At 71.1% G+C, this 24,804-nt stretch carries 22 protein-coding genes and 1 riboswitch; of the genes, 18 read left to right on the top strand and 4 right to left on the bottom strand.

What is annotated here, in order from left to right; all coding sequences use genetic code 11:
• Positions 1-2: 2 nt before the first annotated feature.
• From OOJ98_RS20080 to OOJ98_RS20070, 3 genes are all read right to left on the bottom strand, one after another.
• Positions 3-872 carry a carbohydrate ABC transporter permease gene (locus OOJ98_RS20080; protein ID WP_267056309.1) on the bottom strand — a complete coding sequence of 290 codons (870 nt, stop codon included), beginning with the start codon at positions 870-872 and terminating at the stop codon, positions 3-5.
• Positions 873-901: 29 nt separating this feature from the next.
• The gene (locus OOJ98_RS20075; protein WP_267056308.1) at positions 902-1,900 is read right to left on the bottom strand and encodes a carbohydrate ABC transporter permease; all 999 of its coding nucleotides are present in this window, start codon (positions 1,898-1,900) and stop codon (positions 902-904) included.
• A 75-nt stretch (positions 1,901-1,975) separates the two neighbouring features.
• Positions 1,976-3,256: an extracellular solute-binding protein gene (locus tag OOJ98_RS20070; RefSeq protein WP_267056307.1), complete on the bottom strand. Its 1,281-nt coding sequence runs from the start codon at positions 3,254-3,256 to the stop codon at positions 1,976-1,978.
• A 463-nt stretch (positions 3,257-3,719) separates the two neighbouring features.
• Here OOJ98_RS20070 and OOJ98_RS20065 point away from each other — a divergent pair, with 463 nt between their 5' ends.
• From OOJ98_RS20065 to OOJ98_RS19980, 18 genes are all read left to right on the top strand, one after another.
• A complete protein-coding gene (locus tag OOJ98_RS20065; RefSeq protein WP_267057037.1) occupies positions 3,720-4,481 on the top strand; it encodes a GntR family transcriptional regulator in 762 nt (253 codons plus the stop codon).
• A 315-nt stretch (positions 4,482-4,796) separates the two neighbouring features.
• The gene (locus tag OOJ98_RS20060; protein WP_267056306.1) at positions 4,797-4,979 is read left to right on the top strand and encodes a hypothetical protein; all 183 of its coding nucleotides are present in this window, start codon (positions 4,797-4,799) and stop codon (positions 4,977-4,979) included.
• Between the two features lie 24 nt (positions 4,980-5,003).
• On the top strand, positions 5,004-5,264 hold the full coding sequence (locus tag OOJ98_RS20055; RefSeq protein ID WP_267056305.1) for a hypothetical protein: 261 nt from the start codon (positions 5,004-5,006) through the stop codon (positions 5,262-5,264).
• A 65-nt stretch (positions 5,265-5,329) separates the two neighbouring features.
• Positions 5,330-6,349 carry a glycosyltransferase family 2 protein gene (locus OOJ98_RS20050; RefSeq protein ID WP_267056304.1) on the top strand — a complete coding sequence of 340 codons (1,020 nt, stop codon included), beginning with the start codon at positions 5,330-5,332 and terminating at the stop codon, positions 6,347-6,349.
• A gap of 79 nt (positions 6,350-6,428) precedes the next feature.
• Complete coding sequence (locus OOJ98_RS20045) at positions 6,429-7,388, top strand: UbiA prenyltransferase family protein (RefSeq protein ID WP_267056303.1); 960 nt, start codon at positions 6,429-6,431, stop codon at positions 7,386-7,388.
• On the top strand, positions 7,385-8,341 hold the full coding sequence (locus tag OOJ98_RS20040) for a lysylphosphatidylglycerol synthase domain-containing protein (RefSeq protein WP_267056302.1): 957 nt from the start codon (positions 7,385-7,387) through the stop codon (positions 8,339-8,341). The genes OOJ98_RS20045 and OOJ98_RS20040 overlap by 4 nt, the downstream gene beginning before the upstream one ends.
• A gap of 45 nt (positions 8,342-8,386) precedes the next feature.
• Positions 8,387-9,817, top strand: coding sequence for an aspartate aminotransferase family protein (locus tag OOJ98_RS20035; RefSeq protein WP_267056301.1), 1,431 nt, complete (start codon positions 8,387-8,389; stop codon positions 9,815-9,817).
• Positions 9,811-10,857, top strand: coding sequence for an NAD(P)-dependent oxidoreductase (locus OOJ98_RS20030; RefSeq protein WP_267056300.1), 1,047 nt, complete (start codon positions 9,811-9,813; stop codon positions 10,855-10,857). The genes OOJ98_RS20035 and OOJ98_RS20030 overlap by 7 nt, the downstream gene beginning before the upstream one ends.
• A gap of 21 nt (positions 10,858-10,878) precedes the next feature.
• Positions 10,879-11,949, top strand: a complete 1,071-nt coding sequence (locus OOJ98_RS20025; RefSeq protein WP_267056299.1) for a glycosyltransferase family 2 protein — start codon at positions 10,879-10,881, stop codon at positions 11,947-11,949.
• A complete protein-coding gene (locus OOJ98_RS20020; protein ID WP_267056298.1) occupies positions 11,942-13,096 on the top strand; it encodes an endonuclease/exonuclease/phosphatase family protein in 1,155 nt (384 codons plus the stop codon). The genes OOJ98_RS20025 and OOJ98_RS20020 overlap by 8 nt, the downstream gene beginning before the upstream one ends.
• Positions 13,097-13,103: 7 nt before the next feature.
• A complete protein-coding gene (locus tag OOJ98_RS20015; RefSeq protein WP_267056297.1) occupies positions 13,104-14,111 on the top strand; it encodes an endonuclease/exonuclease/phosphatase family protein in 1,008 nt (335 codons plus the stop codon).
• Positions 14,111-15,091, top strand: coding sequence for an aldo/keto reductase (locus tag OOJ98_RS20010; RefSeq protein WP_267056296.1), 981 nt, complete (start codon positions 14,111-14,113; stop codon positions 15,089-15,091). The genes OOJ98_RS20015 and OOJ98_RS20010 overlap by 1 nt, the downstream gene beginning before the upstream one ends.
• Positions 15,078-17,291, top strand: coding sequence for an MMPL family transporter (locus OOJ98_RS20005; RefSeq protein ID WP_267056295.1), 2,214 nt, complete (start codon positions 15,078-15,080; stop codon positions 17,289-17,291). The genes OOJ98_RS20010 and OOJ98_RS20005 overlap by 14 nt, the downstream gene beginning before the upstream one ends.
• 33 nt (positions 17,292-17,324) lie before the next feature.
• Positions 17,325-18,302, top strand: coding sequence for a helix-turn-helix transcriptional regulator (locus tag OOJ98_RS20000; RefSeq protein WP_267056294.1), 978 nt, complete (start codon positions 17,325-17,327; stop codon positions 18,300-18,302).
• 144 nt (positions 18,303-18,446) lie between these two features.
• Positions 18,447-18,740: a DUF3311 domain-containing protein gene (locus OOJ98_RS19995; RefSeq protein WP_267056293.1), complete on the top strand. Its 294-nt coding sequence runs from the start codon at positions 18,447-18,449 to the stop codon at positions 18,738-18,740.
• A complete protein-coding gene (mctP, locus tag OOJ98_RS19990; RefSeq protein ID WP_267056292.1) occupies positions 18,737-20,362 on the top strand; it encodes a monocarboxylate uptake permease MctP in 1,626 nt (541 codons plus the stop codon). Before OOJ98_RS19995 ends, mctP begins: the two co-directional genes overlap by 4 nt.
• An 18-nt stretch (positions 20,363-20,380) precedes the next feature.
• A riboswitch (cobalamin riboswitch) is annotated at positions 20,381-20,541 on the top strand.
• 124 nt (positions 20,542-20,665) lie between these two features.
• Positions 20,666-23,071, top strand: coding sequence for a ribonucleoside-diphosphate reductase subunit alpha (locus tag OOJ98_RS19985; protein WP_267056291.1), 2,406 nt, complete (start codon positions 20,666-20,668; stop codon positions 23,069-23,071).
• Positions 23,071-24,084: a ribonucleotide-diphosphate reductase subunit beta gene (locus OOJ98_RS19980; RefSeq protein ID WP_267056290.1), complete on the top strand. Its 1,014-nt coding sequence runs from the start codon at positions 23,071-23,073 to the stop codon at positions 24,082-24,084. The genes OOJ98_RS19985 and OOJ98_RS19980 overlap by 1 nt, the downstream gene beginning before the upstream one ends.
• 79 nt (positions 24,085-24,163) lie before the next feature.
• On the opposite strand, the gene def is transcribed toward OOJ98_RS19980, so the two are convergent.
• Positions 24,164-24,796, bottom strand: coding sequence for a peptide deformylase (gene def / locus OOJ98_RS19975; protein ID WP_267056289.1), 633 nt, complete (start codon positions 24,794-24,796; stop codon positions 24,164-24,166).
• Positions 24,797-24,804: the final 8 nt, after the last annotated feature.

The following is a 24,804-nucleotide window of genomic DNA, read 5'->3' as shown; positions in this document are numbered from 1 at the left end:
GGTTATCCCTTCACTGCGCCGGCCGTCAGACCCGCGGCCATCTTGCGCTGGACGAGGAGGAAGAGAATCACGATGGGCACGGCCATCATGGTCGATCCGGCCATCATCGGGGCGTACTCGGTGCCGTGCTGTGTGGTGAAGCTCGACAGCCACACGGTGGCCGTCTGGTGATTCTGACTCATCAGCATGAGGGCGTAGAGGTACTCGTTCCAGGCCTGGATGAATCCATAGACCGAGGTGGCCACCATGCCGGGGGCGAGCAGCGGAAAGACCACACGGATGAAGGCGCCGGTGCGGGTGCAGCCGTCGACCATGGCCGCCTCCTCCAGCTCCTTGGGGACGTTGACGATGAAACCGCGCAGCGTCCACACCGTGAAGGGCAGGATGAAGGTCAGGTACGTGATGATCAGGCCCGTGAGCTTGTCGTACTGACCGAGGTCGTTGAGGAGCAGGAAGACCGGGATGATCATCGCGACGAGCGGCACCATCTGGACCGCGAGGATGCCGACGATGACGATCTTGCGGCCGCGGAAGGCGAACCGGGAGATGGCGAGCGCGGCGAGCAGGCCGACCGCGATGCCGATGACGACCACGACGACCGAGACGGTCAGGGACCGGCCGATCGAACCCCAGAAGTCGCCGATCTGGAGCGCCCGCTTGAAGTTGGCGAGCGTCACGTGCGTCGGGAACAGGTGCGGGTTGGGGTCGATCGCGTCCTTGGCCGGCTTGAACGCGGTGTTGAGCATCCAGTAGACCGGGAAGCCCGCGGTGACGAAGACGAGCAGGCCGAGCAGGTTCCAGCCCAGCTTGTTCTTCTTGCCGGGAGACTTCTTGCGCGTGGCGGCGGGCGCCACGGCGGTCGAGGCAGCCATCGCCACGCCGTCCTTTCCGATCGTGGCGCTCACTCGACGTCCCCGATCTTGAGCATCTGCCGCATGTAGACCGCGATCACACCGAGCAGCAGGAGCACGGTGAGCAGGGCGATCGCGGAGCCCTGGGAGTAGTCGTTGACGACGAAGGCCTTGTCGTAGGAGTACGTGGTGAGGAGCTGGTACTCCGGCTCGGGGTGGCCGCCGCGCATCACGAAGACCTGCGGGAAGACGCCCATGTCCCAGATCACCGAGAGCGTCGCGAGCATCACGATGATGGGCTTGAGGATCGGCAGGGTGACGTGCCGGAACACGCCCCAGGAGCCGGCGCCGTCGAGCCGGGCGGCCTCTTCGAGCTCCTTGGGGACCTGGGTGAGTCCGGCGCTGAGCGTGATGACCACGAACGGCACCGCGCCCCAGACCACGAGCACCATGATCACGGCGAGACCCTGGGTGCTGCTGATGAACCAGTTGTGGCCGGTGAAGTCGACGCCGGGCAACTGGCTGATCAGCCAGTTCAGCACGCCGTAGTCGCTGTCGAACATCCACTTGAAGATGGTGATCGCCACGACGATGGGCATGCCCCAACTCGCCACGAGGGCCACGTTGATGAGCGTCTTGACCCAGCCCGAGACCCGCTGGAGCAGCAGGGCTATGAGCATGCCGATGACCATGGTCAGGACGACGGCGGAGGCGGCGAAGAGGATGGTGCGCACGACGACGCGCCAGAACTCCGCGTCACCGAGGACGTTGGAGAAGTTGTCGAAGCCGACCGACTCGGCGGCCTGGAAGCCCCACAGCTGCGGCTGCCCGAACTTCTCGAAGGACAGGGTGACGAGGCGTACCAGCGGATAGCCGAGGACGAGGGCGAGGATGACGAGGCAGGGTGCGAGCAGCGCCCACGGCACCGCCGCTCCCCCGCCCGTGCCACGCTTGTTGTCCGGCTTTCCCGGCCGGCCGGAGCCGGCGCCCGGTTGTGGGTCGCGCCGCGCCGGCGGCACCTTGGCGGTGGTTGTCTCTGCGGCACTCATCGCGCGCTCCTGGGAATCCCTCTCTGGAACTGGTCAGGCAGGGCCCCGTCGTGGTGACGGGGCCCTGCCCAGAGGTCACTTGGTGTTGATGACCTTGTCGATCGCGGCGTCCGCGTCCTTCGCGGCGGCCTCGACCGTCTTCTTGCCGGTGCCGATGGCCTGGAGCATGTCCTGGAGGGTCTTGGCCTTCTCGACCTGGCCCCAGCCCGGCGCCATCGGGACGAACCAGCTGGACTCGGCCGCGGTGGCCGGCACGGCCGTCTTCGGGTCCGCCTTCAGCGGCGCGAGGTCCGTCTTGTTGTTGGGCAGGTTGCCCTTGGCGACCAGGCCCTTCTGGCCCTGGGTGCCGGTGAACGCGTTGATCCACTCGGCGGCGAGGCCCTGCGCCTTGGACTTGACCGGAACCGCGAGGTCCGAGCCGCCGAGGAAGACGGGCATGGCCTTGCCGGACGGGGCCGGCATCACGAAGCTCTCGATCTTGTCGGCGAGCTTGCCCACCTTGTCGTTCTCCGGCAGGGCGGCGTTGGCGCCCTCCCAGGCCGGGCTGAAGACGAGGAAGGACTTGCCCTGGCCGTAGACGATCGGGCGGTCCGCCTCGTCCTTGGTCTTGTCGCCCTTCATGTACTTGTCGACGACGTTCTTGAACTCGGTGAGGCCCTTGATGGACTCCGGCGAGGACAGGTTGGCCTTGAACTTGTCGCCGTCCTGCTTGGCGATGGAGCCGCCGGCGTCGTAGACGAAGGACATGGCCGCGTACCAGTCACGGGTGGGCTGGTACCAGGCGCTGAACTTGTCGCCCTGCTTGGCCTGCACCTTGTCCAGGTCGGCGGTCAGCTCGGCGTACGTCTTGGGCGTCGCGGTGATGCCCGCGTCCGTGGCGATGTCCTTGCGCCAGGTCGCGGTGCGGCCGCCGGCGTAGTAGGGGACGCCGTAGGTCTTGCCGTTGTACGTGACGGAGGCCTTGAGCCCGTCGAGCCAGGCGGCGGAGTTGTCGAACTTCGACGGGTCGACCTCGGCGAAGGCGCCCTTGACCGAGTAGGCGAGCATCTCGGTGTTGCCCATCTCGACCACGTCCGGCGCCTTGTCGGTCGCGAGGACGGCGTCGAGCTTGGCGTTCTTGTCCGGCCAGCCGTAGTACTCGTGGTTGATCTTCAGGCCGGGGTGCTTGGCGATGATCGCGTCGTCCGCGGCCTTCACCAGCTCGGGCCAGTTCTTCTGGGCGTCGACCGTCAACCAGACGGTCAGCTCCTTGGCGTCGCCCCCCGCGGCGCCGTCCTTGCTGTCACTGCCGCCGCATGCCGCGGCACCGATCATGATGCCCGCGACGCCGATCGCCGCGATGAGCTTGCGCTTCACGCCACTCTCCTCAGGGATGACTGAAACCCCCCGCCCACCGCGATGCCACATACGCGAAGTACTACCCGTGGGACTGGGATCTGGTCTTTAATGGTTTAGACCAGTACCGGGAGCTTGGCCTAGACCTTTAGGGGTGTCAAGGGTCGATAAGAACGCTGAGACCGTCCGTTATCGGACCGACACCTCACCGTTCTTCACCGCCCGCGCGTCGGCTCCCGCATGGCCGGTTGAGGCCCGCCGGGGCGCCCCGAGGACCCTCCTGGGCTTTAATGGTTTAGACCAACTCGCATACTCCCCCGCACGTCCGCCGCGCGGCGGTGTATAAGAAGGGCTTGTCGATCGCGTTACCGGACCGACACCCTGACGGAGGGCGACGACCCGTGACCGGTCCGTGCCACCATGTGAGCCGCGACAGACGGAGGAGCCGGTGACGGCAGCAGCGCAGCACTCGGGAAGGCAGTCCATGGCCGCCGACGGGAGCGGCACGACGGAGGCGGGCGCCGGGGTCCGCACCGCCCGCGTGCCGAAGTACTACCGCCTCAAGCGCCACTTGCTGGAGATGACGGAGACCCTTCCGCCCGGCACCCCGGTGCCCCCCGAGCGGACGCTGGCCGCCGAGTTCGACACCTCCCGCACCACCGTGCGCCAGGCCCTTCAGGAGCTGGTCGTCGAGGGCCGCCTGGAGCGCATCCAGGGCAAGGGCACCTTCGTCGCCAAGCCGAAGGTCTCCCAGCCGCTCCAACTCTCCTCGTACACCGAGGACATGAGGGCCCAGGGACTGGAACCCACCTCGCAGCTCCTGGACATCGGCTACGTCACCGCCGACGACACCCTCGCGGGGCTGCTCGACATCACCGCCGGCGGCCGGGTGCTGCGCATCGAGCGGCTGCGTCTGGCGAGCGGCGAGCCGATGGCCATCGAGACCACCCACCTCTCCGCCAAGCGCTTCCCCGCGCTGCGCCGCTCCCTGGTGAAGTACACCTCCCTCTACACCGCGCTCGCCGAGGTGTACGGGGTGCACCTGGCGGAGGCCGAGGAGACCATCGAGACGTCGCTGGCCACCCCGCGCGAGGCCGGGCTGCTCGGCACCGACGTGGGCCTGCCGATGCTGATGCTGTCGCGGCACTCCCTCGACGGCCAGGGCGAGCCGGTGGAGTGGGTGCGCTCGGTCTACCGGGGCGACCGGTACAAGTTCGTCGCCCGCCTCAAGCGCCCCACCGACTGACCCGCCCCCGCGCCACCGCGCAGAACCGGCCACGCCCCGCTCACGGGGCGTGGCCGTCGTGCGTCCGGGGACGCTCCTGTCCAACTCCAGCCGGACTCAGGCACCTTGTGCCTGGCAGCTTGGTGCCCGCCCGGACGAACCCCCTGCTGAGCCCGGTGCGCGGGGCGCCGGGCAGGGCCGGCGGCGTGGCACCGTCCTGCCGCGCGGTTGTGGCCACCCTTTTTCCGGTGACACCCGGGCTCGCGTCGGCCAATCTTGAACTCGCCAAAGGAAATACCGCTCCTGACAAAACACTTGACAGAAAAGGTGGATCTCATGCGTGCCAGGTTCCGTTCGGTCGCGGCTCTTCTCCTTCCCGTCGCCGCCGCGGTCGCATTCGCACTGACCGCGCAGGGCCATTCCGCCGCGCCGGACCACGCGGTCGCCGATTCCGCCGTCGCCACGGCCGCCACCCCCGTTCCGACCAGTGACCCGGGTGACGGATTCTCCTGGGGCTGACCCATCTACCTCGTCGGCGTCTCGATGACCGCCCGAACCGGGGACCGTGCCGAACCCCCGACGCGGACCCAGGTGATCGAGACCCTCCAGCGCGTCGACGAGACCTGTGTCCATGCGGGGCCCGCCCGTGCGCTGGTCATCGGGCAGTCGATCCGGCTCGCCCTCTACCTGCACGGCCTCGACGAGACCGAGGCCGTGGCCCGCGCCCTCGACCTCTGCGGCCGACTGCGCGCCGCGTCGCCGGAGTTCGCCCGCTTCCACATCACGGACTTCAGGCTCCTCTGACCGCCATCCTTTTCGGCCGTCGCATTCCCGGCCTCCCCCTTCAGCTCTGCAGAAACGGAATCGTCATGCCCAGGGCCCGCCCGAGCGTGTCCGTCATCATCCCCAATTTCAATTACGAGAAGACGTTGCGGGCCTGTCTCGAATCGGTGTTCGCGCAGACCTGTGCACCGCTCGACGTCATTGTCGTGGACGACGCGAGCACCGACCGTTCCCGGGACATCGCCCGTGAATTCCCGTGCGTACTCATCGCGAGTCCGCACAACAGGGGCGTGTCCGCGGCGCGGAACCTCGGCGCCGCCGCCGCCCGTGGCGAGATCCTGTTCTTCCTCGACTCCGACACCGCGCTCGCCCCGGACGCCGTGGCCAACGCCGTCGACGAGCTCGTGGCCGACCCCGGCCTCGGCTGCGTCCACGGCGTGCTCGACCCGGAGCCGCTCTTCGACGACGGGCCCGTGGAGCGCTACCACGCGCTGCACGCCCACTTCTGGCGGCGCCGCGGCGCCGGTGAGGTACGGACCGCGTTCTTCGCGCTCGGCGCCATCTGGAAGCACGTCTTCGAGGAGACCGGCCCGTTCGACGAGAACCTCCGCGACTCCGAGGACGTCGAGTACAGCGGGCGGCTCGTCGAGCGCCACCGCATCCGCATGTCACCGGCGGTGACCGGACGGCACGACGACGTCGACCGGCTGCTGCCGATGCTGCGCGAGCAGTACCGGCGCTCCCAGCTCCTGGTCGCGGCCGTCGGCCAGATGCGGGCGGGCGGCCTCAGCGCCAACCGGCCGCTGGGTGTGCTCGCCGCCGCCCTCGCCCCGCCCGCACTGCTGCTCGGCCTCCTGTCGCCGTGGCTGCTGCTCGTGCCCGCCCTGTGCGTCCTCGTCTTCGCCTGCGCCGACCCGGGGCTCAGCCGCTTCGTGCTGGGCGCCAAGGGGCCCGGATTCCTCCTGTGGTTCACCGGGATCCACTTCGTGCTGCACCTCGCGCTGGTGCTCGGCGCGGCCCGCGGTGTCGTGCGCTGGCTCACCGAACCCGACTTCGGCCCGACCGTCCGCCGCCGCGCCCCGGTGCCCGCCGCCGGCCGGAGGTGACCCACCGGGGGCCCGCCCGCCCCCGCACATCCCCACCCGGTGTCCCCCGCCACCGCCCGTCCGCAACTGGAGCCTGTCCATGGCCACTTACGGCCCCACGCTCGCCCAGCAGCCGGCCCGCACCCAGCAGGCCCGGCCCCCCGGCCTCCTCCGTGACCTCACCTCCCTCGTCCGCCCCGGCCAGTGGTCCAAGAACCTGGTGGTGGTGCCGTTGGGACTGCTCGGCGCCCAGCGCCCGGCCGGCCAGCTCATCGGCGGCGCGGCCGCGGCCGTCGTCGCCTTCACCCTGGCCTCCGCGCTCGTCTACCTGGTCAACGACATCAGCGACCGCGAGCGGGACCGCAGCCACCCGCACAAGCGCACCCGGCCCATCGCCGCCGGCCGGGTGGGCGTGGCCACCGCCGTCCTGTTCGCCGCCGCGCTCGTCGTCCTGCTCGGGGCGGCCGTCACCTGCTGCGCGCTGCTCGGCGTCACCCCGGCCGTCGCCTGGTGGCCGGTCCTCGCCTACCTCGGCCTCAACGCGGCGTACAGCAGGGGACTCAAGCACGTGCCGCTGCTCGACGTCTTCATCGTCGCGCTCGGCTTCGTCCTCAGACTCGTCCAGGGCGCGCTCGCCGCGTCGTCGCCGGTGCCGGACTGGCTGGCGCTGTGCGTCTTCTCGCTCTGCCTGATGCTGATCCTCGGCAAGCGGCGCCACGAGATGACCGTGGGCGGTGTCCTGCACCGGCCCGCGCTGCGCGGCTACACCATCGGCTTCCTCGACCAGCTCCTCGTGTTCGCGGCCGTGCTGACCGCGATCAGCTACGTGCTCCAGGTGCAGGGCAGTGCCGTGTTCGGCTCCCACGGCACCGCCGTCGCGATGCTCACCGCCCCGTTCGCCCTGTTCGGTCTGGCCCGCTACCTCCAGCTGATCATGGTCGACTCCGGCGGCGGCAATCCGTCCCGGGCCCTTTTCCGGGACCGGGTGACCGTGTCCAACGCGCTGGTGTGGTCCTGCCTGGTCGGCGGCTCCGTGCTGGTCGTCCACACCGCGTCATGACGGCCGCCGACCTCGCACCGGCCGCCCCGCGCCCCCTGCTGCGCCGGGCCGTGCCCGTCCTGTTCCCGCTCGCCGTCGCCGCCGGCATCGGCTTCGCCCTGCACGACCGGATCGGCGACCTGGCCGGCCTGGTGGTGCGGCCGGGAGCCGTGCCCTACCTGCTCGGCGCGCTCGCCGCCAACGCGGGCGCCGTGCTCCTGTCCATGGTCACCTGGCGCACCCTGCTGGGCGACCTCGGCCCGAAGGTGCCCGGCGCGGCCGCCACCCGGATCTTCTTCACCTCCTTCCTCAGCAAATACCTGCCGGGGGCGGTGTGGGGCGTCCTCGCCCAGGTGCGGATGGGCCGCGCGGTGGGGGTGCCCGGTCCCGTGATGGTCGCCGTGTTCCTGCTCAACCTGATGGCGGCGGTCCTCACCGGCCTCACCATCGGCCCGGTCGCGGCGCCCTGGACGCTGGGCGGCGACGCCTGGTGGCTGCTGCTCCCGGTCGCCGTCACGGTGGCCTGCGCCGTGCGGCCCGGCCTCATCAACTCCCTGGCCGCGCTCGGCGCCAGGCTCACCCGCCGGCCCGCGCCGACCGCCACCGCGAGCGACGGCGGGATGCGCCGGGCGATGGCCTCGGCCGCCGCGTCCTGGGCGGTGTCCGGGCTCCACCTGTGGGCGCTCGCCGTGATGCTGGGCGCGCCCGCCGCCAAGGCCCTGCCGGTGTGCGTGGGCGGCTTCGCCCTCGCCACCGCCGCCGCGAGCCTGGTGGTCGTCCTGCCGGACGGCTGGGGCGCCCGCGAGGCCGTCCTGATGCTCGCGCTCTCCGCGGTGCTGCCCTGGCAGGCCGCCGCCGCCGCGGCCGTCGCCAGCCGGGTGGTCTGCACCCTGAGCGAGGTCCTGGTCGGCGGGGCCGCGCTCCTGGTGACCCGGGTCTCCGGCAGACCCGCCGCCGCCACCGCCACCGCGTAACCCGCCCTCCCCGTACCCCAGTCGAGCCCCTACCGAGGGATCCCCATGCCACAGCTGTACTCCGTCGACGACTGCGAGTCGCTGACGACCAAGCAGGTCCACGGCCTCTACAAGGACCACGTCAACCGCAGCCAGGTCTCGCTCATGACCTCCTTCGGCTTCGGCCAGGAGCTCGTCGAGCGCGCCGAGGGCGCCTACATCCTCCAGCGCGACGGACGCCGCATCCTGGACTTCACCGGCGGGGTCGGGGTGCTCAACCACGGCCACAACCACCCCCGCATCCTGGCCGCCCGCCAACGCTTCCAGGCGGAGCACCGGATGGAGGTCCACAAGACCTACTTCTCGCCCTACATCGCGGCGCTCGGCCACAACCTGGCGGAGCTCCTGCCCGCCGACCTGTCCATGTCGTTCTTCCCCAACTCCGGTGCGGAGGCGGTCGAGGGCGCGGTGAAGCTGGCGTACAAGTACCACGGCGGGCGGCGCTCGCGGGTGCTGCGGGCCGACATCAGCTTCCACGGCAAGCTGCTCGGCTCGGGCAGTCTGACCGGGCAGAACCAGTCGACGTTCCAGTTCCCCGGCATCCCCGGCGTCGGCGTCTTCCCCTACGGCGACCTGGCCGCCGTCGAGCGCGAGGTCGCCAAGTCCCGTACCGCCAAGGGCGATTCGGACGTCTACTGCATCCTGATCGAGCCGCTGAGCGCCTCCACCATGAACGTCTGCTCGGAGGAGTTCCTGCGCGGGCTGCGGGAGCTGTGCACCCGCGAGGACATCGTGCTGCTCTTCGACGAGATCTACACGGGCTGGGGCAAGACCGGCAGCCTCTTCTACTTCATGCGGTACGAGGGCCTGGTCCCCGACATCCTCACCACCTCCAAGTCGTTCGGCGGCGGGAAGTCCTCCATCTCGGCGTTCATCGCCCGCGAGCCGGTCTTCCGCAAGGCGTACGACAACCTCACCGACGCGCTGCTCCAGTCGACCAGCACCACCTACTACGGGTTCGGCGAGGAGGCGATCACCGCCATCGAGGCGGTCAACATCGCGGTGGAGGACGACTATCCGGCCCGCGCACGCGCCATCGAGCGCATCCTCGGCCCCGGTCTCGAACGGATCGCGAAGGAGCACCCGGACGTGGTGTCCGAGGTGCGCGGCGCGGGCGCGCTGCACGGGGTGTTCCTGCACAAGGGCCCCAAGGTGCTGGAGCTGGTGACCAAGCTGGTGCCGGGCGCGATGACCAAGGACCCGCGCTTCCGCACCAAGCTCATCACCTCGTCGGTGGTCAACGCGCTCTACCGCGACCACGGCATCTACGCCTACTACACGCTCAACGGCGACAACCCGCTGATGGCGGCCCCCTCGCTGATCACCGAGGACCACGAGGTCGAGTACTTCCTCGACTCCCTCGACGCCACCCTCGCGCAGGGCCTGCCGCGTCTGCTCACCCGTTTCGTCAAGGAGAAGGTGTCGTCGCTGTGGTAGCCAGGACAGTCGTGACCGGCGGTGCCGGAATGCTCGGTTCGACCCTCGTGGAGCGGCTGCTCGCCGACGGGCACGAGGTGCACTGCGTGGACCTGAGGGCGCCGCGCACCCGCCACGAACGCCTCACCCACACCGTCTCGGACGTCCGCGACGCGGTGGCGATGAAGCGGGCCACGGACGGGGCGGACGTGGTCGTGCACTGCGCGGCGGCGCTGCCCAGCTATCCGGCCGACCAGATCCGCTCGGTGATCGTCGGGGGCACGGAGTCGGTGCTGGGCGCGGCCGAGGCCAACGCGGTGCCGCGCTTCGTACACATATCCTCGACCGCCGTGTACGGGCTGCCCAAGGTGGTGCCCACGCCCGAGGAGTACCCGCGCGAGCCCGTCGACACCTACAGCGCCGCCAAGGCGGAGGCCGAGGAGGTCGCCGAGCGGTTCCGGGGCCGCGAGATGTGCCTGCCGATCCTGCGGCCCAAGACGTTCCTCGGGCCCGGCCGCATGGGCCTGTTCGCGATGCTCTTCGAATGGGCCGAGGAGGGGCGTCACTTCCCGGTCCTCGGCAAGGGCGACGTCCGCATCCAGATGTTCGACGTGGACGACCTCGTGGACGCGGTCGTCACCGCGATGGAGGCGCCGGCCGAGCGCGCGGACGGCACGTTCAACCTGGGGGCCACCGAGTTCGGCACGATCCGCGAGGACTTCCAGGCCGTCCTGGACGCCGCCGGACACGGCAGGCGGGTCCGCTCCCTGCCGGCCAGACCGGCGCTCGCCGCGCTCAGCGCCCTCCAGCGCACCGGCCTCTCGCCGGTCTACGGCCGCCTGCTGCACAAGCTGCTCGACGACTCGTACGTGAGCACCGACCGGGCCCGCGAGCAGCTCGGTTTCCGGCCGCGCCACTCCAACCAGGACGCGATCCTGCGGACCTACGCCTGGTGGCGCGAGCACCGGCGCACCGCGAGCCCCGCCGCCAAGGGGCAGGGCGTCACCAGTGTCGAACCGTGGCGGCAGGGAGCCCTCTCCCTCGCCAAGGTGCTGTTCTAAGCGATCCGAGGAGTAAACACCGTGCCCAGCGACCAGCAGCCCTTGGTCTCCGTGATCATCCCGAACTACAACTACGGCCGCTCGATCGGCCTGTGCGTGGAGGCCGCGCAGAACCAGACCTACCCCCACACCGAGATCATCGTCATCGACGACTGCAGCACCGACGACTCCGCCGCGACCGCCGCCGCACTCGGCGCCCGCGTGGTGAGCACCGGTACCAACAGCGGGGTCGCGGTGGCCCGCAACCTCGGGGCCGAGCTGGCCCGGGGCGAGGTCCTCGTCTTCCTCGACTCCGACGTCGCGATGCACCCCGACGCCGTCGAGCGCTCGGTGGCCCTGCTCGCCGGCGGCGCCGACGGCGTCAGGTACGGCGCGGTCTGCGGGACGTACGAGCCCGAGCCGCTGATCCGGGACAGCCTGATCGAGGAGTACCGCTCGCTCCAGCAGTACTACCTGCTGCTGAAGTCCGAGGGTGTCATCGACACCGTGCACACCGCGATCCTGGCGATGCCGCGCGCGGTCTTCGACGAGGTCGGCCCGTTCAACCCGCTGCTGCGCCACACCGAGGACCAGGACTACGGCAGGCGGATCTCCGAGCGGTACAAGGTGCTCAGCTCGGTGGAGGTGCGCGGGCGCCACGACCACGACGACACGGTGCGGATCGTCCTGGACAAGGTGTTCAGCCGGGCCCGCCTCGCGGTGCCGCTGATCCTGAGCCGGCGCGCCCTCCAGGGCGGCTTCGTGACGGGCCCGCGCGCCGGCGCCAGCCTCGCGGCCCCCCTGTCGGTGGCGGCCCTGGCCGCGCCCCTGCTGTGGGGCCCGGTGTGGTTCCTGCTCCCGGCGCTCCTGTTCGTCCTGTCGGTCCTCGGCGACCTCGACATGTACCGGGTGGTGCGCAGACACCGGGGCCGGCTGTTCCTGGGGTACTTCGTGGCCGTGAACTTCCTGGTGAACCTGACCGTGTTCGCGGCGATCGGGGTGGCCGGCGTGCAGTGGCTGTGCTCGTCCCGCTTCCGGCACCTGTACGACCCGCAGCCCCGTCCCTCGGGGAGCGTGGCGCTCGGTCCCGCGGTCGGGGCGCCCGGTGTCTGACCTGCGGACCGCGCCCGCCGACGCCCCGGAGGGCGCCCCGGCTCCTGAGCCGCGTCGGGCCGGGGCCGCCCGGCGGCGGGCGGGGCGCCCGGTGCGCTGGGCGGCGTTCGGCTGGCTCGGGTGCCTCGCCGTGGAGTGGCTCGTCGACGGCCGGTACTGGTTCGGCGAACTGGCCGGTGCGGTACCGCCGTTCACCTTCGTCGTGCTCCCGCTGCTGCTTGCGGCGCTGGTCCCGCTGACGCGCGGCGCCGACCGGTGGCGTACGGGAGGGGCGGTCGTCCTCACGCTCGTCCTGGGCGCCGGCCAGTCGGGGATCAACTTCGGCGCGCTGTGGTCGCGGGACCACGAGGCGGGCCGGGACGCGATCCGCGTCGTCGCCTGGAACACCAACTCGTGGAACCAGCTCCTGGGCACCCAGGACCACTTCTACGCGTTCCTCAAGGCGAAGCAGGCCGATGTCTATCTGCTGCACGAGTACCAGCACCTGACGCCGGACCGGAAGGGCCGCGAACCCGTCGACGATCTGGCGCGGCTGCGCGCGGAGTTCCCCGGGTACGAGATCATCACCGACGGCGAGCTGGTCACGCTCTCCCGCTTCCCCGTCGTCGCCCGGCCCGCGGTCGGTCCGGCCCGCGCGGTCGCGCCGGACGCCGACTGGAACACCCGCTACCGCCAGGACAAGGTGCTCCGCACCGACCTGCTGGTCAAGGGCCGGACGGTGTCGTTCTACAACCTGCACATGCCGGTCTGGAACAGCATGACGGACGGCCCGCTCTCGGGGGCCTTCTACTCCCACATGCGGGAGAACTTCGGCGCCCGGCAGGACCAGTACGCGGGGCTCGAACAGGACGTGGCCGACAACCCCAACCCGGTGGTCGTCGCCGGGGACTTCAACACCACCGCGGCCATGTCCGAGCTCGACGGGCTGCGCTCGCGGCTCGACGACGCGATGGGCGCGAGCGACGACCTCTACCCGACGAGCTGGGAGGAGGGCGGCTGGAAGCCGTTCTGGCGCACCGACTGGGCGTTCACCGGCCAGGGCGCGACGGCCGACACGTACCGCTTCGACTCCCCCGAGAAGCTGTCCGACCACGCGGTGCAGGACCTGTGGGTGAGCGTGGCGCAGGCGCCCGCCGGGAAGGGGTGAGCCGGCCGTGACCCCCGCGACCCCCGTCACGCTGTGCGCCCTCGTCTGGGGCGTCTTCCTCGGCGCGCACCTCGCCCTGAACGGCCGCTGGTGGCCGTGGCTCGCGGTGTCGCTGCTCCCGCCCCCGCTCTTCGCGGCCGTGCCGCTCGCGCTGCTCGCGGCGTCGGCGGCGACGGGCAGCGGGTCCGGTGCGCTGCTCGCGGGCGCCTGTCTGCTCGCGGGCTGGTCACAGAACGGCGTCAACCACCGTGCGCTGGGGCGGGGTTCGGTTCCGGGCGACGCGGACGGCGGCATCCGGGTGGTGTCGTGGAACACCCAGCACTGGGCCCAGGGCCGCGAACCCGACCGGTTCTACGCCTTCCTGCACACCCTGCCCGCCGACGTCTACCTGCTCCAGGAGTATCTGAACGGGTTCGAGGGCGGCGAGGTGTGGGACATCGACGACGAGGAGCGGCTGCGCCGCGAGTTCCCCGGTCACCACCTGGCCGTCGACAACAACTCGGTGACGCTGTCCCGGTTCCCGCTCGCCGCTCCCCCGGTGCCGGTCGGCGCCTGCTCGCTCCGGGTCGACGTGCGCACCCCGGGCGGTGTCCTGTCGACGTACAACGTGCACATCCCGGTCCAGCTCACCGTCATGAACCCGCTCGGGCCGGCGTTCTTCCGCGACATGCGGCGGCGCCATCGGGCCCGGCGGCGCGAGTACGACGCGCTGGTCGCCGATCTGCTCGCCAACCCCCATCCGTTCCTGGTCTCCGGGGACTTCAACACCAGCGCGGCCATCGGCGACATCCGCCGGATGCCGAGGGCCGCGCGCGACGCCGTCGGCGCCAACCACTCGCTTTTTCCCGCGAGTTGGCACGCACGATGGAGGTTGCGGCTGTGGCGCATCGACTGGGTCTTCACCAGCGCCACGGTCCGCGCCGTGCGGTACGCGTTCCGCGACCCGGGCGGTCTCTCCGACCACTTGGCGCAGGACGTCACCATCACCACCACTTACGAGGAGTTGAACCACTGATGCAGTACCGACAGCTGGGCGGCAAGGACGGCCTGCGGGTGAGCACCCTGTGCCTGGGCACGCTCCCCTTCGGCACCCGGATCGACGAGGCGACCGCGTTCGCCGTCCTCGACCGGTTCTACGAGGCGGGCGGCACCTTCATCGACACCGCCAACACGTACGCCTTCTGGGAGCCGGGCGCGACCGGCGCGGAGAGCGAGCTGGTCATCGGGAAGTGGCTGAGCAGCCGGGGCGTGCGGGACGAGATGGTGATCGCGACCAAGGTCGGCGCCCTGCCCGAGCCGCTGGACGCGCCGTGGCCGGAGGCCGCCGAGGGTCTGTCCGCGCCGGTCCTGCGCCGTCAGGTGGAGGCCAGTCTGCGCCATCTCGGCACGGACCGGATCGACCTCTACTACGCGCACATCGACGACCGGAAGACCCCCGTCGAGGAGACGGTGGGCGCCTTCGCCGAACTCGTCGACGCCGGGAAGGTCTCCCTGTCGGGGTGCAGCAACTTCGCGGCCTGGCGCGTGGAGGAGTCGCGCGGCGCGGCCGAGCGCGCGGGACACCCGGCGTACGCGGCGGTGCAGCAGCGCTACACCTACCTCCAGCCGCGCCCCGGCGCCGAGTTCGGGGTGAACCCGCACGCCTCCGAGGAGCTCGTCGACTACCTGGCGACCCGTCCCGACCTGACCTTCGTCGCGTACACCACCCAGCTGACGGGCGCGTACAACAACCCGGCGAAGGAGATCCCGGAGCAGTACCGGCACGCCGGTTCGACGGCGCGGCTCGCGGTGCTCGGCGAGGTCGCCAAGGAGCTCGGGGTGGCCCCCGGCCAGGTCGTGCTCGCCTGGGCGCTCGGCGGTGAGCTGCCGGTCCTGCCGGTGATCGGGGCGAGCGGGGTCGGCCAGCTCGACGAGTCCCTGGACGCGGTGGACCTGGTCCTGGACGCCGAGGTCAGGGCCCGGCTCGACGCGGCGGGCCTCGATGCGACGAGCTGATCGGTACGCCGCCGCACGGCGCGTCGAGCGGTACGCCGCCCGCCGGGGGATCGAGCGGTACGCCGCCTCGCTCGCCCGCCGGTCCGCCGGCCACCGCGGGTCCGTGTGCCTGCTGTGGCTCGCGGTGCTCCTGGTGGGCGGGGCCGTCGTGGCGGGGGGCGGCCTCGGCCGCCTGGACCAGAGTTTCACGGCCTCGGGCCAGGCCGGCTCCCGGGCCAACACGGCGATCACCGAGCGGTACGGATCGGGCGCGGGCGTCGCCCCTCTGGTGGCCGTCGTCAGCTGGCCTGGCGGGACGGACGGCCGGTCGCCCGGCGCGGCGGCCCGCCTCGCCTCCGGCCTGAGCGCGGCGACCGCGCCCGGCACCCGCGTCCTGTCGTACGCCGACACCCGTGACGCGGCGTTCCTCTCGCGCGACGGGCGCACCACCTATGCGCTGGTGTACCCGCGCTCGGGCAAGCCGGACCTTGCGGGGCTCGCGGTGGTCCGGGAGGCCACCGAGCGGCTGCGGACGGGGCTGCGCGCGGCGCTGCCCGACGCCCGGGTCGACGTCACGGGCGTCCTCCCGCTCCAGGACGACAGCGCCGCCACGGGGCCGGGCGCCGGCCTCCAACTGATGCGGCTCTCCTGCGTGTTGGCGGCTCTCGCGCTGCTGTGGCGGGCGTTCCGGATGCCGCTCGCGCTCGTTCCGGTCCTGGTGACGGCGGTGTCGTCGGTCGCGGCCCTGCTCGTGGTGGTCGCGCTCGCGGGGGTCGTGGAGCTGAGCTTCGTCGTGGTGTATCTGATCCCGGTGGCGGCCCTGGCGCTCTCGCTGCGGCGCTCGTGGCTCCTGGTGTCGGCGTGGCGGGCGGAGCTCGCGCGGGGTGGCGACGCCCAGAGCGCCCCGCGCCGGGCGGGAGCCGTCCTGGCCGGCCCGGCGACGACCGGGGCTCTCGCGGGAGGCGCGGCCCTGCTCTCGCTCGCCCTCTTCCCCGTTCCGTTCCTGCGCTCGATCGGCCTCGCGGGCGCGGTGGTGTGCGCGACGGCGACGCTCGCGTCCCTCACGCTCGGCCCCGCGCTGCTGGCGTGGCTGCCGGCCGGGCGGCTCGCGAGGGAGCGGGAGTTCGCGGCCCGGCACGTGCGCACTCGGCTGCGGCCCGGAGCGCGCGGGTCGGCGGGCGGGTCCCCGCACCCGCGTCTGCGCCGCCTGTCGGCCGTCGGGCTGCTCCTCGCCCTCGGCCTGCTCACGGGCGCGGCCGGGTTCCTGACGACGGGCAATCCGCACGCCGAGGCGCTGGTGCGGAGCGGGCCCGCCCGGGACGGGCTCGACCGGCTGACGGCCGCCGGTATCCCCAGCGGTGTGCTCAACCCTCTTGAGGTGCTGGGCCCTTCGGGCGGTGACCCCGCCCGGGTGGCCTCGTCGGCCGCCCGGGTCCCGGGTGTGCTGACGGCGGCCGCGCCGCAGGACGCCGCCTGGCGTCGCACCGGGTCCGCCCTGGTCGCGGTGGTCCCGGCCGGGGAGCCGATGTCGGCCTCGGGCCGCCGGACCATGACGGACGTACGGGCGGCGGCCGCGGCCGCGGGAGCGGTGACCGGCGGCTCGGGGGTGCCCGAACTCGATCTGGTGCGGGGCGTGTACCGCGCCGTCCCGGCCGCGCTGGTGGTCATGGCGCTGCTCGTGTTCGCCGTGACCGCGCGGCTGCGGTCCGCCCGGACGGCCCTGGGCGCGGTGCTGCGCGGGCTCGTCGCGCCGGTCGCGGTGAGCGGGCTCCTGGTGCTGGTCTGGCAGTACGGTCTGGGCGCCCGGCTCTGTGGCGGGGCGGGCGCGACGGGGGCGGTGACCGGGTGGGTGCCGCTGGTGGCGGGCGCGTTCGCCTTCCTCGTCACGGTCGACCGCGCCGCGGCGCCCGGCCCCGCGGACCGCTCCCGGCCCGGCACGGGCCTTCTGGTCGCGCTGCCCCTTCTGGCCATCGGGCTCGGCACGCAAGTGGAACTCGCCCTGCTGGCCACGGGAGTCGGCGGCGCCGCGCTCCTGCCGTCCGCGCTGCTCCGGGGCCCACTCCTGGGGTCCGGAAGGGCACGGCGGAACGGCCCGGAAAAGAACACAGAACCCACCACAAGTGCCCTTCCGGCCACACAGGCGCCATTCTATTGGTCTAGACCTAGATCGTGTCCGAGTCATACGATCCCCCTGGCCGAACCATCGGACCACGCACAGTGACATGACGGCATTCGCGAACCTGGGGGAAAACGCATGCTCGAAGCGCTCGGAATCCAGCAGTCCACCGAAATGGTCTACCGGCTCCTGCTGGAGCAACCCGGATACGGGATACCGGAGTTGGCCGAGCAGCTGGGCTGGCCGGAGGGCGAGGTCAGGGTGGCGCTCACCCACCTCGCCGACCTCCGGCTCGTCCTCATGGACGACGCGTCGGACGGCGTGGCCCCCTTCAACCCCGATGTCGGGTTCGCCTTCCTGCTCTCGCGCGCCGAGGCCGAACTGGCCAAGCGCAGACGCCAGATGGAGCAGGCCGAGCAGGCGGTGACCTCGATCCTCGCCAAGTTCAGCGCGGGCGGCACCTTCCGGCACGACGTCGTCGACCGCATCCACGGGGTGGACGCGGTGCGCGAACGCCTGGAGGACCTCGCCGGCAGCGCCCGCGCCGAGTGCCTCTCCCTGCTGCCGGGCGGCGCCCAGCTGCCCGACACCATGGACGCGAGCCAGCCCCTGGACGAACTCGCGCTGGAACGCGGGGTGAAGATCCGCAGCATCTACCAGGAGAGCTTCCGCAACGACCCGCCCACCCTGGAGTACGTGCGCTGGTACTGCGACCTCGGCGGCGAGGCCCGCACGGTGCCGATCGTGCCGATGCTGATGGTGATCGTCGACCGCAGCGCGGCGCTCGTCCCGGTGGACCCGGGCGACGCGCGGGCCGGAGCGCTGGAGGTCCGCAGCCGCGGCCTGGTCAACGCGCTGGTCGTCCTCTTCGACCATCTGTGGGAGGCGGGCACCCCGTTCGGGGAGTCCCCGCGCCGCAACGAGCACGCTCTCTCGCCCCAGGAACGGGAGTTGCTCCTGCTCCTCGGCATCGGCTGCACGGACGACGTGGCCGCGCGGCGGCTCGGGATCTCGCTGCGCACGGTGCGCCGGATGAATTCGGACCTCATGTCACGCCTGGGCGCCCGCAGTCGGTTCGAGGCCGGCGTCCGGGCCGCCAAGGAGGGGTGGCTCTGACGTCTCGGCAGAGGGCGCGGCGGGCAGTCGCGGCGCGTCCGGAATCCGGACGGGGGTTCCCTTGACCGATTCTCTCCCCTAGATTTCCTCCGCATTGCCAAGTGATCCAACGCACAGGTGATCGTGAGGGGACGGAGCCGCCCAATGCCGGATTCGACGGAAGTGAGGAGACCGGTGATCACGCCCGTGCGTGTGGTCATCGCTCTCTGCCTGGTCGCGCCCTTCGTGGCGATGATGTGGGTGAGCTCGTACGCCAAGGCCGACCCGAAGCTCGGCGGCATCCCGTTCTTCTACTGGTACCAGATGCTCTGGGTGCTCATCTCGACCGCGCTCACCATGCTCGCGTACAAGCTGTGGCAGCACGACCAGCGTTCGCGCGCGACCGGCACGGCCTCCGCGTCCGCCTCCGACGAGAAGAAGGGGGGTGCGTCCAAGTGAAGGACGGCGTGAACGGCGTCGCACTCGGCGTCTTCATCTTCTTCTTCCTGGCCGTCACCGTGATCGGCTTCATGGCCGCCCGCTGGCGCAAGGCCGAGAACGAGGCGAGCCTCGACGAATGGGGCCTGGGCGGCCGGTCGTTCGGCACCTGGGTCACCTGGTTCCTGCTCGGCGGCGACCTCTACACGGCCTATACGTTCGTGGCCGTCCCGGCGGCGATCTACGCGGCGGGCGCGGCGGGCTTCTTCGCGGTCCCGTACACGATCCTGGTCTACCCGCTGATCTTCACCTTCCTGCCGCGTCTGTGGTCGGTCTCGCACAAGCACGGCTACGTCACCACCTCGGACTTCGTGCGCGGCCGGTTCGGCTCCAAGAGTCTCTCGCTCGCGGTGGCCATCACCGGCATCCTCGCCACGATGCCCTACATCGCGCTCCAACTGGTCGGCATCCAGGCCGTGCTCGACGTCATGGGCGTGGGCGGCGAGTCCGGCAACTGGTTCGTCAAGGACCTGCCGCTGCTGATCGCGTTCGCGGTGCTCGCGGCGTACACGTACTCGTCGGGCCTGCGCGCGCCCGCGCTGATCGCGTTCGTGAAGGACGGCCTGATCTACCTGGTGATCGCGGTCGCGATCATCTACATCCCGATCAAGCTGGGCGGCTTCGACGCGATCTTCAGCGCGGCGCAGCACAAGTTCGCGACGCCGAACCCGGCGACCGGGAAGCCGACCGGGGCGCTCGTGCCCGGCGAGGCCGGCCAGTGGACGTACGCGACCCTCGCGCTCGGCTCGGCGCTCGCGCTCTTCATGTATCCGCACTCGATCACGGCGACGCTCTCCTCGCGCAGCCGCAACGTCATCCGCCGCAACACCACGATCCTGCCGCTGTACTCGCTGATGCTCGGCCTGCTCGCGCTGCTCGGCTTCATGGCGATCGCGGCGGGCGTCAAGGTGAGCAACGGCCAGCTGGCCATCCCGCAGCTGTTCGAGGACATGTTCCCGGACTGGTTCGCGGGCGTCGCCTTCGCGGCGATCGGCATCGGCGCGCTGGTCCCGGCGGCGATCATGTCCATCGCGGCCGCGAACCTTTTCACCCGCAACATCTACAAGGACTTCATCAAGCCGGACGCGACGCCGTCGCAGGAGGCCAAGGTCTCCAAGCTGGTCTCCCTGGTGGTGAAGGTCGGCGCGCTGATCTTCGTTCTGACCATGGACAAGACGGTGGCCATCAACTTCCAGCTCCTGGGCGGCATCTGGATCCTCCAGACCTTCCCGGCCCTGGTCGGCGGCTTGTTCACCCGCTGGTTCCACCGCTGGGCGCTGCTCGCCGGCTGGGCGGTCGGCATGGCGTACGGCACGCTCGCCGCGTACGGCGTGGCCTCGCCCACCCAGAAGCACTTCGGCGGCTCCTCCAAGGAGATCCCGGGCATCGGCGAGATCGGCTACATCGGCCTCACCGCGTTCGTCCTGAACGTGGCGGTCACCGTGGTCCTGACCTTCGTCCTGCGCGCCGTGAAGGCACCCGACGGCGTCGACGAGACCTCTCCCGAGGACTACACGGCGGACGCCGGCGACCCGGGTGTCGCCACGGAACTCCCCCCGGCGACGGCGGGCGCGGCTCACTGAGGCCGACCAGCGACACAACATGTGGGGGGTGCCGTCCGCGGCGCCCCCCACATGTATGCTCGACCTCGCTGTCGCCGCAGGGGAATCCGGTGAGAATCCGGAACTGTCCCGCAACGGTATGACCTGTACCTCTTTGTACGGGCCGAGTCCGAAGACCTGCCGATGGCGCATCCGGCTCGACCGATCCGGATGCCAGACGTCCGGGCCTCGCGGTTGGGCCGGTGGACGACGCGCCGAGGGCTGCCCCGAGGCGTGCCGACGCCTCCCCCCAAGGCCCCGTGCCGAGCGAGGGAGTGCCCCCACGTGACCATCGCCCCAGCGGATCCCGCTTCAGCGATCACCGACGAGCTCGCGGATGCCCCCGGGACCGCGCTGCTGCGGACCCTGACGGAGTTCACCGCCGACCTCCCGGACACCGACCCCGGCCGGGTCGCCGCCGCGGCGCTGCGGGGCCGCAACGCCCGCTCCGACGAGGCCGAGCTGCGCGAACTCGCCACCGAGGCCGCCGCGGGGCTCATCTCCGAGGACCCTGCGTACTCCCGCCTCGCCGCCCGCCTGCTCACGGTCACCATCGCCGAAGAGGCCGCGAGCCAGGGCGCGGTGTCGTTCTCCGCGTCCGTGGCCGTCGGCCACCGCGAGGGCCTGATCGCCGACCGCACCGCCGACTTCGTGCTCGCCCACGCGGAGCGCCTCGACGCCCTGGTGGCGGCCGCGCTCGCCGACGGCGCCGACGACCGCTTCGGCTACTTCGGCCTGCGCACCCTCTTCTCCCGCTACCTGCTGCGCCACCCGATCACCCGCAAGGTCGTCGAGACCCCGCAGCACTTCATGCTGCGGGTCGCCTCCGGCCTCGCCGAGGACGGCACCGTACGGGCCCTGGACGAAGTGGCCTCCCTGTACGGCCTGATGAGCCGCCTCGACTACCTGCCGTCCTCCCCCACGCTCTTCAACTCCGGCACCCGCCACCCCCAGATGTCGTCCTGCTACCTGCTCGACTCGCCGCTCGACGAGCTGGACTCCATCTACGACCGCTACCACCAGGTCGCGCGCCTCTCCAAGCACGCCGGCGGCATCGGCCTCTCGTACTCCCGCATCCGCGGCCGCGGTTCGCTGATCCGGGGCACCAACGGCCACTCCAACGGCATCGTGCCGTTCCTCAAGACGCTCGACGCCTCCGTCGCCGCAGTCAACCAGGGCGGCCGGCGCAAGGGCGCGGCCGCGGTGTACCTGGAGACCTGGCACTCCGACATCGAGGAGTTCCTGGAGCTGCGCGACAACACCGGCGAGGACCAGCGCCGTACGCACAACCTGAACCTCGCGCACTGGATCCCCGACGAGTTCATGCGCCGCGTCGACGCCGACGGTACGTGGTCGCTGTTCTCGCCGGCCGACGTGCCCGAGCTTGTCGACCTGTGGGGCGAGGAGTTCGACGCCGCCTACCGCAGGGCCGAGGCCGCCGGGCTCGCCCAGAAGACCATGCCGGCCCGGGACCTGTACGGCCGCATGATGCGCACCCTCGCGCAGACCGGCAACGGCTGGATGACGTTCAAGGACGCCTCCAACCGCACCGCCAACCAGACGGCGGAGCCCGGCCACACGGTCCACTCCTCCAACCTGTGCACCGAGATCCTGGAGGTGACCGACGACGGCGAGACGGCCGTGTGCAACCTCGGCTCGGTCAACCTAGGCGCGTTCGTCGACACCGCCGCCCACGACATCGACTGGGAGCGCCTGGACGAGACGGTCCGCACCGCGGTGACCTTCCTCGACCGGGTCGTCGACATCAACTTCTACCCGACCGAGCAGGCCGGCCGCTCCAACGCCCGGTGGCGTCCGGTGGGCCTGGGCGCGATGGGCCTCCAGGACGTCTTCTTCAAGCTGCGCCTGCCCTTCGACTCCCCCGAGGCGAAGGCCCTGTCGACGAAGCTCTCCGAGCGGATCATGCTGACCGCGTACGAGGCCTCCGCCGACCTCGCTCAGCGGTCGGGCCCGCTGCCCGCCTGGGACAAGACCCGCACCGCACGCGGGGTGCTCCACCCCGACCACTACGACGTCGAGCTGAACTGGCCGGAGCGCTGGGCGGCCCTGCGGGAGCGCATCGCCGCCGTCGGCATGCGCAACTCACTGCTCCTCGCGATCGCGCCGACCGCGACCATCGCGTCCATCGCGGGCGTGTACGAGTGCATCGAGCCGCAGGTGTCCAACCTGTTCAAGCGCGAGACGCTCAGCGGTGAATTCCTCCAGGTCAACGGGTACTTGGTGGAGGAGCTGAAGAAGCTCGGCGTGTGGGACGCGCAGTCCCGCGAGGCGCTGCGCGAGGCGAGCGGCTCGGTGCAGGGCTTCGGCTGGATCCCGGCCGACGTGCGCGCCCTGTACCGCACGGCGTGGGAGATCCCGCAGCGCGGCCTGATCGACATGGCCGCCGCGCGCACCCCCTTCCTCGACCAGTCGCAGTCGCTCAACCTGTTCCTGGAGACGCCCACCATCGGCAAGCTGTCGTCGATGTACGCGTACGCCTGGAAGCAGGGGCTGAAGACGACGTACTACCTGCGCTCGCGCCCGGCGACCCGGATCGCCCGCGCCGCGCAGGCCGCCACCATCCTCCCCCTGCCTTCGGCGGGGGGACCCCCAGTCCAGCAGGCCGCGCCCGACGCCGACGCGGTCGCCTGCTCCCTGGAAAACCCCGAGTCCTGCGAGGCCTGCCAGTAATGAGCTCCACCGACAAGAATCTCCTCGACCCGGGCTTCGAGCTGACCCTGCGTCCCATGCGCTACCCGGACTTCTACGAGCGCTACCGGGACGCGATCAAGAACACCTGGACCGTCGAGGAGGTCGACCTCCACTCCGACGTCGCCGACCTCGCGAAGCTGACGCCGGGCGAGCAGCACATGATCGGCCGGCTCGTCGCGTTCTTCGCCACGGGCGACTCGATCGTCTCGAACAATCTGGTGCTCACGCTCTACAAGCACATCAACTCCCCCGAGGCGCGGCTGTACTTGAGCCGTCAGCTCTTCGAGGAGGCCGTGCACGTCCAGTTCTATCTGACGCTGCTCGACACCTACCTGCCCGACCCGCAGGACCGCGCGGCCGCGTTCGACGCGGTCGAGGAGATCCCCTCGATCCGCGAGAAGGCGCAGTTCTGCTTCAAGTGGATCAACGAGGTCGAGAAGCTCGACCGCCTGGAGACCAAGGCCGACCGGCGCCGTTTCCTGCTCAACCTGATCTGCTTCGCGGCGTGCATCGAGGGCCTGTTCTTCTACGGGGCCTTCGCCTACGTCTACTGGTTCCGCAGCCGGGGTCTGCTGCACGGCCTCGCGACCGGCACCAACTGGGTGTTCCGCGACGAGACGATGCACATGAACTTCGCCTTCGAGGTCGTGGACACCGTCCGCAAGGAGGAGCCCGAGCTCTTCGACGACGAGCTGGAGCGGGAGGTCACCGACATGCTGAAGGAGGCGGTCGCCGCCGAGCTGCAGTTCGGCCGTGACCTGTGCGGCGAGGGCCTGCCCGGCATGAACACCGAGTCGATGCGCGAGTACCTGGAGTGCGTCGCCGACCAGCGTCTGACGCGGCTCGGCTTCCCCGCGGTGTACGGCTCGTCGAACCCGTTCTCGTTCATGGAGCTCCAGGGCGTCCAGGAGCTGACGAACTTCTTCGAGCGCCGCCCGTCCGCCTACCAGGTGGCGGTCGAGGGCTCGGTCGGCTTCGACGAGGAGTTCTAGCCGACGGCTGCCCGCCGGACACGGTCGAGGCCCCGCTCCCACGGGGGAGAGCGGGGCCTCGACTCATGGGCCTGCTACGTCAGTTGTTCGGGACCGTCTCGTAGCGGGCGGTGCCCTCCTCCATCTGACGGAGCGCGTCCTTGCGGTCGCGCTTGGAGAGGCGGTCGATGTAGAGCCGCCCGTAGAGGTGGTCCGTCTCGTGCTGGAGGCAGCGCGCGAAGTAGCCGGTGCCGCGCACCTTGATCGGGTTGCCCTCGGCGTCCTGGCCGCTGACCTCCGCGTAGTCGGGGCGGGCGAGCTCGGCGTAGGCGGTCGGCACCGAGAGGCAGCCCTCGTTGGACTCGTCCAGGACGCGCAGCTCGGCCGGGAGCTCCTCGACGACCGGGTTGCACACCAGGCCCACGTGGCGCACGCCCTCGTCGTCGAGGCAGTCGTACACGAAGACCTTCAGGTCCACGCCGATCTGGTTGGCCGCGAGACCGACGCCCTCGGCCGCCTTCTGGCTGGCGAACATGTCGTCGACCAGCTTGGCCAGCTCGCCGTCGAAGGCGGTGACGTCCTTGCACTCCTTGTGGAGGACCGGGTTGCCGACGACCGTGATCGGGCGGGCGGTGCCGCGCTCGCGGTAGGCCAGCTCACGCGCCTCGCAGTCCTCTGTGTCCACGACGAACCCGTCGTTCTCGACCTGCTGGTCCGTCTGCTGCTGCGCCATGTCCGCCG

The sequence above is a fragment of the Streptomyces sp. NBC_00083 genome (assembly GCF_026343295.1).
GTDB lineage: Bacteria > Actinomycetota > Actinomycetes > Streptomycetales > Streptomycetaceae > Streptomyces.
The sequence above is the reverse complement of the archived record's forward strand: the minus strand, read 5'-3'. Positions and strand labels throughout refer to the sequence as shown.

Excerpts from the sequence above, each read along its gene's own strand:
- OOJ98_RS20080 (WP_267056309.1), bottom strand. The coding sequence starts at position 872 with ATGGCTGCCTCGACCGCCGTGGCGCCCGCCGCCACGCGCAAGAAGTCT.
- OOJ98_RS20075 (WP_267056308.1), bottom strand. The coding sequence starts at position 1,900 with ATGAGTGCCGCAGAGACAACCACCGCCAAGGTGCCGCCGGCGCGGCGC.
- OOJ98_RS20065 (WP_267057037.1), top strand. The coding sequence starts at position 3,720 with ATGGCCGCCGACGGGAGCGGCACGACGGAGGCGGGCGCCGGGGTCCGC.
- OOJ98_RS20060 (WP_267056306.1), top strand. The coding sequence starts at position 4,797 with ATGCGTGCCAGGTTCCGTTCGGTCGCGGCTCTTCTCCTTCCCGTCGCC.
- OOJ98_RS20055 (WP_267056305.1), top strand. The coding sequence starts at position 5,004 with ATGACCGCCCGAACCGGGGACCGTGCCGAACCCCCGACGCGGACCCAG.
- OOJ98_RS20050 (WP_267056304.1), top strand. The coding sequence starts at position 5,330 with ATGCCCAGGGCCCGCCCGAGCGTGTCCGTCATCATCCCCAATTTCAAT.
- OOJ98_RS20045 (WP_267056303.1), top strand. The coding sequence starts at position 6,429 with ATGGCCACTTACGGCCCCACGCTCGCCCAGCAGCCGGCCCGCACCCAG.
- OOJ98_RS20040 (WP_267056302.1), top strand. The coding sequence starts at position 7,385 with ATGACGGCCGCCGACCTCGCACCGGCCGCCCCGCGCCCCCTGCTGCGC.
- OOJ98_RS20035 (WP_267056301.1), top strand. The coding sequence starts at position 8,387 with ATGCCACAGCTGTACTCCGTCGACGACTGCGAGTCGCTGACGACCAAG.
- OOJ98_RS20010 (WP_267056296.1), top strand. The coding sequence starts at position 14,111 with ATGCAGTACCGACAGCTGGGCGGCAAGGACGGCCTGCGGGTGAGCACC.
- OOJ98_RS20005 (WP_267056295.1), top strand. The coding sequence starts at position 15,078 with ATGCGACGAGCTGATCGGTACGCCGCCGCACGGCGCGTCGAGCGGTAC.
- OOJ98_RS20000 (WP_267056294.1), top strand. The coding sequence starts at position 17,325 with ATGCTCGAAGCGCTCGGAATCCAGCAGTCCACCGAAATGGTCTACCGG.
- OOJ98_RS19995 (WP_267056293.1), top strand. The coding sequence starts at position 18,447 with ATGCCGGATTCGACGGAAGTGAGGAGACCGGTGATCACGCCCGTGCGT.
- OOJ98_RS19980 (WP_267056290.1), top strand. The coding sequence starts at position 23,071 with ATGAGCTCCACCGACAAGAATCTCCTCGACCCGGGCTTCGAGCTGACC.
- def (WP_267056289.1), bottom strand. The coding sequence starts at position 24,796 with ATGGCGCAGCAGCAGACGGACCAGCAGGTCGAGAACGACGGGTTCGTC.